Here is a 5,765-nt window from a genome sequence, read left to right on the forward strand (position 1 = left end):
GGTGTAGAATGTACCGCCGGATGGTGCGGCTCCTGATACCTTCAGGACTTGACCAACACGAATCATATTAACATCTTTAATACCGTTCACTTTCGCCAACTCCTTCACTGACGTATTATATTTCTTTGCAATTGCTGTCAATGTGTCACCCGCCTTAACGGTATATGTCGAGCCGGACGACTTGGCAGGTTTCGCCTTCACTGCGGCTTTGTTCCCGACCTTATCGTATTTCGTCAGCCCGTGGGCTTCGATTGTGGCGATAAGCTTCTTCGCATAGTTCGGGTCTGTCGCATATCCACCCTTTTGGATGGCGGCACAAGCTTGTACATAGTTCGTTTCCCCGACAACAGCCTTATAACGGTCAAGACGGTTATAGAGGTTCACAAGGTCTATGATAGAATCGCGAACAGACTTATACGCCCGGAACCCTGCTTTGATTGTTTTATCGACCCCGTTTAAAACCTCCCACGTGCCCATATGAACGGTTCCAGCGTTCCCGATACCTTTTATACCAAACAGGTTATTTGCACGCGTAGCAAGCCCGGATTTGCCCCAATTTGACTCATGTATGGCTTGTGCTGTGATAACTGAAGGTAAAACTCGACTTACACCGTATAATTTTTGTGCTTCACTTGCAACATTCTCCATGAAACTCATTCTTTTACACTCTCCCTCATTTGTTGTCTCATTTCATTTATTTGTTCGTCTGAAGCGGATTCAATCCATAGTTTTCTATCCTTCTGAAATTGCGCCCGCCAATATCCCGGCGGCTGTACGGTTGTCGCATTATCCGGTACGGAATCAGCCGGAACAATTTCAGGATAGTCGAAGATGAAATCCGAATCATATACGAATACTTGTATCATTTCCATTGCTCCAACCCTCCTAGTAAGGCACTGCCGCGTCTAATGACCAACTGGACACGGCGGACTGATTGTTTCCTGAAAAGCCGACAAACGCCAGTTTACCGTCAGTGTTGATATAAAATTTTGTGAAGCCTGTCGTTCCGTATGCTGTTGCCATGACCGCCTTTTTGTCTGACGGTGAATATGACGCGGGCAATTGTGCAAAGTCAACGCCGAGGTCACACGCCACGTCACCTTTTAGCATGAGGATGTTTCCCCAGCGGGTATACTGCGGTGTTCTTCCTGACGCCTTTGCTCCATTCAATAACGGAAGGTTATACCATGTGAGCGCCATAAAATCATTTTGTGTAAACAGCTGTCGCCAACCCCTGAATACATTGTCAGTGTGTATAACACCAATCCATGACGTATTATCATAGGAACGTGTCAGAACCAATTTCCGCAGACCGTTTGGCGCTGGTAGAATGTCGAGATAGTACCAAGAAGCGTCACCCGGTAACGGTAGTTGATTCCATCCTGTCCCATAATAAAAACCGGGTGGTGCGGTGAATATGCTGTCAGCTGAAGCCAACCGTTTCCGCATTCCTTCAGCATCCGTTAATGCATATTTCTGTGAGAAGTTTTGAACCCCGATAACATCCTGAAGCGATAGATTCGTTGTCTGTAAATCCTTTTGCAGCTGTGTCGCATCCGTAGCAGCTTGATTCCATTTCAAACGTTCAGAATCCGAGACGTGAGGTTTAGCATTTGCGATATGGTTCTTCAGGTTTGTTTCTGATGTCGTCACCCTGTCACTCATACCGTCCCACTTGGTACGGTCTTCAGACGATACGTGTTTGGTCGTGTCCTTTACATGAGCGTCCAAGACTCGGCCGAATGAATCAACGTCAGCCTTCATACTTTGAATTTGTTGGTCAGTTGCACCAGTTGACCCACCGTCCGCGGTATCCTCTAACGCTTGGACTTTTTGCTGAAGCGTCAGAATATCGTTCTTTATCTCATCTGACACGTCCATATGGTCAACGGTGTCCTGAAGCTTTGCCATCTTGTCTTTTAAATCTGAAATACTTGTTTTGACGCCTGTATCATCATAGGGCGGCGTCCGCCTTGACCCGAGTTCAATCAATTAGGACACCTCCACGATTGTGACGACTGTCTCAGTATCAGCGACTAGGTACACGTCAGGGCTTTGGCTATGAACCTTAAATGTTAGCGGGCTGTCGTTAGACGTGAGCGGCGCACCTGTAGTCGTCTCGACACCCTGCTTACCCCAATAAATGACACCCGAGTTAGGCGGGTAGATCGTCAACTCTCGGCGGTTTGTCAGTTTGCTAGAACCTGACTTTGCCATTACAGGCGTGACGCCTACACTCACCCCACCAACCCTAAAGTCATTCATTCCGGCTTCCCGAGTTGGTACAGGTTGTGTCGCCGGGATAGAAGACCCGCCGAGTGTGACAGGCTTATCTATCTCAACACTCCCAATATGCTTGTCGCCTGCCGCAAGCGGCGGTAACGCTGATATATCTACGGTTCCTGTCATCTGCCCAAGCTGAACGGTGTCAATGGACTGTGGTATAGATGACGCTGTAAATTTCTCAATCCAAGATTCGACCCGGACTTTTTCGGGCTGCACGATCGCGGCGTCAAGGTAGATTGTGTGATAGCCGAGCGGTCGCGCCAAAAGCTTTGTTGACCCCGGCGCTACGGCTAAAAGATAATTGTTAGGCGACACGCTCGGGCGCTCGTGTACGTACACGATCTGACTTGTGTTATTTGTTATGGCTGAATGGTTCGGCTTTGTGTCGTCAAAATAAACCGTTGTAATGTCGCCCGGTAGCATGGTGACGGTCTGTTCACGCCATGTACTCTTTTTATGGTCATCCCCCGGCTGTTTGACTAGTTCCGGCATTCTTGTTCACTCCTTTTGCTATTGTAGCGGCTTTCTTGATGTGGTTTGACGCGCTGCGTCCTTTCTTAATGGCTTTGGCTCCCTTAGAAACAGATTTGACAGCACGACCACCCGGAACAAAATCCATTGCGGTGGATGCTGTACCTTTCGCAACGTCTCCGACTGCTGGGAAGGCTTTCATAAAGAACACGATTGCAATGATAGCAAGCCCGAGAATAAGAGACCATCTGAACACGCCGAACATGATATTTGATAAATATGATTTGTCGTCAGTGCCTGAAGATGAAGAATCCCCACCTGTCGCCCCGGCTCCTGACGTTCCTTTGAATGTAATGTCCTTATCATCGTACTGGTGAAGGTTGTTACTGCTGATAATGCCGAGAAGCTTATTTACATAGTTAGGGTCTGTTGCATACCCTCCAGCTTTGATTCCCTTCGCATAGTCCTCAACGCTTTTTGCGTTCTTCAGCTTTGACGCATAACGCGGCTTGGATAATAGTTCCGCGTGGGCGCGTATGGAATCTTGATAGCTGTTGTACTTTGCAAAGCCATCCTTCACGTGATAGGTCTTACCGTTATATACTTCGGTCGTACCCATCGTGGCACTTCCTGCTGTACCTCTTCCCTTTATTCCAAATAGGTTCTTAGAGTAGTAGGCAAGCCCGGACAATCCGCCCGGGTTTGAACCGCCTGATTCTAACATGATTTGACCCAGTATGATGGATGCAGGGATGCCAGTTTCTTTCTGTATGGCTTGCGCGTCTTTGATAAACGGCTTTATATTTACGCCCATACTTCCACCTACTTTGTCAGGATTTTGATTTTCTGACCCGGTTTAATTTTGTTCGGGTCTTTGAGTTTGTTAAACTTGGCTGTTTCCATATACGCGGCTTTTGTACCACCCTTACCATATTTCTGCGTCAATTCTGACAACGTGTCACCTTTTTTCACCGTCACCGTTTTGTATTTTGGTGTAGACGGTTTTTTCGCTGGCGATGGCTTTTTAGCCGGGGTTGACGGTTTTTTAGCAGGTGTTGTCGTTTTGGCAGGTGTTGACGGTTTCGCGTTCTTCAGCTTTTCCAGTTCTTTATGAAGCTGGTCATTTTCTGTTTCCAAGTTGCTGTATTTCTTCGCTTGATCGGCAAGCTGTTTTGAAATGCTGTCCTTTACTTGGTCAACATACGTTTTGTTTTCCTTGCCAATATCGGTAATGGTGTCGATTACATCTGACTTAAATGATTCTTGGTTCTGCCCCAATTCATTTGCAAAGTTGTTTAAGGCTGTATCAACGCTACCTTCAATGAGAGATTGATTGTTTTGTAGCTGTGCCTGAACCAAGCTTGAATTCATAGGATTGCCATCCAAGTAATCACCCTCTAATGCTTCAGAAGTCACGTACTGTTCTTCCTCAGCAGGACGCCCACGCGTCACAAGGGAGACTAATAGAAAGACCCCAATTGCAACCGACCCGATAATGACAATATTCTTTTTGTTTAATTGGAATTTCTTTTTACCCGGGGAATGACCCCCGGATTCATGACCGACTTGTTCAAATTCCGCCATACCAATATAACCCTCCTATCGGATCACCGAAATAATGATTCTTAGGGAAGTTTTCTTCATCTACCTGATTTCCGTTTAGATCGACTGTCGCTTTCTCAATACTCATGTTTGTTACTTTGTCGATCAATGCTTCTTTCGGAACCATCGGGTAAATGAAGTTGGCATGTGTTGGGCGTAATTCTTCAGCGTCTCCAATACCTAGCTGCGCGTCAGGTAGCTCCACTGGACGTGAAAGCTCCTGAAGCGCATGAACCCGGTTTTGAAGGTGATAGCCTTCCATCATGCCGCCTTACCTCCCTTGTAATACTTTGATGCCTGAAATTGAATTGCTCGCGATTGTGCTGATAATGGAAGTCGTAGACTTGGCATTTTTCAGGAACAGATAAATACCAATGAGAATCCCGATACCCGCAATCACGTCAAAAAACTTGTTAACCATCCACAAGACCTCCCATGATTTGTTTTACCTTGTCAACGTTCAGGACTGCCATACTTGCGAGAACAAGTACCAAGAACGTGTACGTTATTTTTTCATTTGTGAACATACCCAGCAGGATAACGAAAAAGAGAAAGGTGATAATAAACCGCATAGACTTTGTAAACTCTTGCATAGAATCACCCCTTTACTTCAAGCCAAAACCGCGTTTAAGACCGTTCCAAAACCCATCTATGAAACTGTCTTTAGCGGCTTTTTTGACTTTCTTTTTCTGCTCCGGCTTCATCTTTTGATACTTTTTATACGTGTCGTATCCTGTCGCTTTTTCAACTGCCTTTTTCGCTGTCTTTCCGGCTTCGTCGACGGTTTCTTTTGTAGATTCCCAACCATCTTTTACAACGTCCATCGGTGTAGAAATGTCAGGCGTCATTTTCTGTGCCATCTTTGACAGGTGTTTGCCGCCATAAAAGTCATCAAGAATAATCCATATGGCTGTGAGCGCCAGCGTGAAAAACAAAAGACCTTTTTCCATGTGTTATCCCTTCTTTTTGCGGCGGATAAAGAAGAACCAAAACACGATGATAATAACGGTGAGAACAAGAATTTTAGTCATTGCTTGACGCACCCCCGATTTTTGAAATAACCATTTTCAGATCGGTTAGAATTTCCCGTGTCTGTTCGTTATCCTTTGATTGTTTGAACATGAACCACGCGAGCATTACGCCCATGGCTCCGTTATTTAATAGGATTGAATAGATTTGCTCCACAAGTCACACCCCCTACACCCTTGCCGAGAATAGGAATACGACAAGGAACACAATGCCGAACCCCAGCAAGATTTGTTTTGATGTAATAGGGTCTTGCTTTACGTCATGCTCTTTTGCTGTGTCCTCATCATCGACAAGAGACATTTGATCTTCAGCTTCGGGAACTGTAGACGTTCGGGTACTCATAAACCCCATGTTTGGATATAAGTCTGCGGCATGGT

Annotated in this window: 9 protein-coding genes; all 9 read right to left on the reverse strand. The window is 45.9% G+C overall.

Going from position 1 to position 5,765, the window contains the following annotated elements; genetic code table 11:
• Positions 1–648, reverse strand: a 648-nt coding sequence (locus ACFWYS_RS46425; protein ID WP_380715703.1) for a glucosaminidase domain-containing protein, incomplete at its 3' end; no start/stop codon positions are given.
• A 5-nt stretch (positions 649–653) separates the two neighbouring features.
• Positions 654–872: a hypothetical protein gene (locus ACFWYS_RS46430; RefSeq protein ID WP_376642732.1), complete on the reverse strand. Its 219-nt coding sequence runs from the start codon at positions 870–872 to the stop codon at positions 654–656.
• A gap of 13 nt (positions 873–885) precedes the next feature.
• Complete coding sequence (locus ACFWYS_RS46435; protein WP_376642734.1) at positions 886–1,992, reverse strand: hypothetical protein; 1,107 nt, start codon at positions 1,990–1,992, stop codon at positions 886–888.
• Positions 1,993–2,778: a hypothetical protein gene (locus ACFWYS_RS46440; RefSeq protein ID WP_376642735.1), complete on the reverse strand. Its 786-nt coding sequence runs from the start codon at positions 2,776–2,778 to the stop codon at positions 1,993–1,995. It abuts the gene before it with no gap.
• Positions 2,747–3,571: a glycoside hydrolase family 73 protein gene (locus tag ACFWYS_RS46445; RefSeq protein ID WP_376642737.1), complete on the reverse strand. Its 825-nt coding sequence runs from the start codon at positions 3,569–3,571 to the stop codon at positions 2,747–2,749. The genes ACFWYS_RS46440 and ACFWYS_RS46445 overlap by 32 nt, the downstream gene beginning before the upstream one ends.
• An 8-nt stretch (positions 3,572–3,579) precedes the next feature.
• On the reverse strand, positions 3,580–4,341 hold the full coding sequence (locus tag ACFWYS_RS46450; protein WP_376642739.1) for a LysM peptidoglycan-binding domain-containing protein: 762 nt from the start codon (positions 4,339–4,341) through the stop codon (positions 3,580–3,582).
• A complete protein-coding gene (locus ACFWYS_RS46455) occupies positions 4,328–4,624 on the reverse strand; it encodes a hypothetical protein (protein WP_063336321.1) in 297 nt (98 codons plus the stop codon). Before ACFWYS_RS46455 ends, ACFWYS_RS46450 begins: the two co-directional genes overlap by 14 nt.
• A gap of 340 nt (positions 4,625–4,964) precedes the next feature.
• Complete coding sequence (locus ACFWYS_RS46460) at positions 4,965–5,309, reverse strand: hypothetical protein (protein ID WP_376642741.1); 345 nt, start codon at positions 5,307–5,309, stop codon at positions 4,965–4,967.
• Between the two features lie 247 nt (positions 5,310–5,556).
• A partial coding sequence (locus ACFWYS_RS46465) for a hypothetical protein (protein WP_384783145.1) occupies positions 5,557–5,765 on the reverse strand: 209 nt, incomplete at its 5' end.

Origin of the sequence: Streptomyces sp. NPDC059010, assembly GCF_042740355.1 — a bacterium.
Taxonomy (GTDB): Bacteria; Actinomycetota; Actinomycetes; order Streptomycetales; family Streptomycetaceae; genus Streptomyces.